This is a genomic window from Salipiger sp. HF18, assembly GCF_011806505.1.
Classification (GTDB): domain Bacteria; phylum Pseudomonadota; class Alphaproteobacteria; order Rhodobacterales; family Rhodobacteraceae; genus Salipiger; species Salipiger thiooxidans.
In genome coordinates, this window is the sequence record NZ_JAATOS010000869.1 from 1 (window position 1) to 915 (window position 915).

At 64.4% G+C, this 915-nt stretch carries 1 protein-coding gene; it reads right to left on the minus strand.

Annotation, left to right across the window (positions count from 1 at the left end; genetic code table 11):
- Positions 1-6 precede the first annotated feature (6 nt).
- The coding region (locus HC022_RS27635) for an IS256 family transposase (protein ID WP_167454504.1) at positions 7-915 on the minus strand (909 nt) is incomplete at its 5' end.

Genomic DNA, 915 nt, shown 5'->3' on the forward strand with positions numbered 1-915 from the left:
GTCTGATCAGGATGCCACGGCGGGCAACCTGACGGTGGGATTGTCGGTGACGCGGGCCAGGGTTTCAAGGCTCATGTATCGCCGCGCCACTGCCCATTCATCGTTGGTTTCGAGCATCAGAGCGCCGACGAGGCGGATGATGGCGGCGTCGTTCGGGAAGATCCCGATGACATCCGCACGTCGCTTTACCTCTCGGTTCACCCGCTCCAGCGGGTTGGTCGAAGCGATCTGGGTCCAGTGCTCTCGAGGGAACGACATGTAGGCCAACACATCGTCGCGGGAGTTGTCCATCAGGGCGCCGAGCGTGGGCTGTTTCTCCCGAAGGGCGTCCGCCACGACGGCCCACTGGTTCTCAGCGTCGGCCTTGCTTTCCTGGGCGAAGACCGTCTTCAACATCGCCGCCACTGCCGTGCGCTGTTTCGCCGGGGCATGCGCCAGGGCATTGCGCATCCAGTGGATGCGGCAGCGCTGATGAGTGGCGTTGAAGACCCGGCGTGCGGCGGCCCGCAGGCCCTTGTGGTCGTCGGCGATGACCAGCTTGACGCCACGCAGGCCTCGGTCGGCGAGGCTGCGCAGGAAATCAGTCCAGAACACCTCCGCCTCGGATGGACCGGTTGCGACACCCAGAACCTCGCGCTTGCCGTCCTCGTTGACCGCCACCGCGAGTATCACCGCCTTGCTGATGATACGCCCGCCCTCCCTGACCTTCAGGTATGTGGCGTCCAACCACAGGTAGGGCCACGCGCCTTCAAGCGGCCGCGACAGGAAGGTGTCGACCCGCTCGTCGATTTCCATGCACAACCGGCTGACTTGGCTCTTAGACATGCCGCCAGCTCCCATGGCCTTCACCAGGTCATCCACGGACCGCGTGGAGATGCCGTGAACGTAAGCCTCCTGGATCACCGCCACCAATGC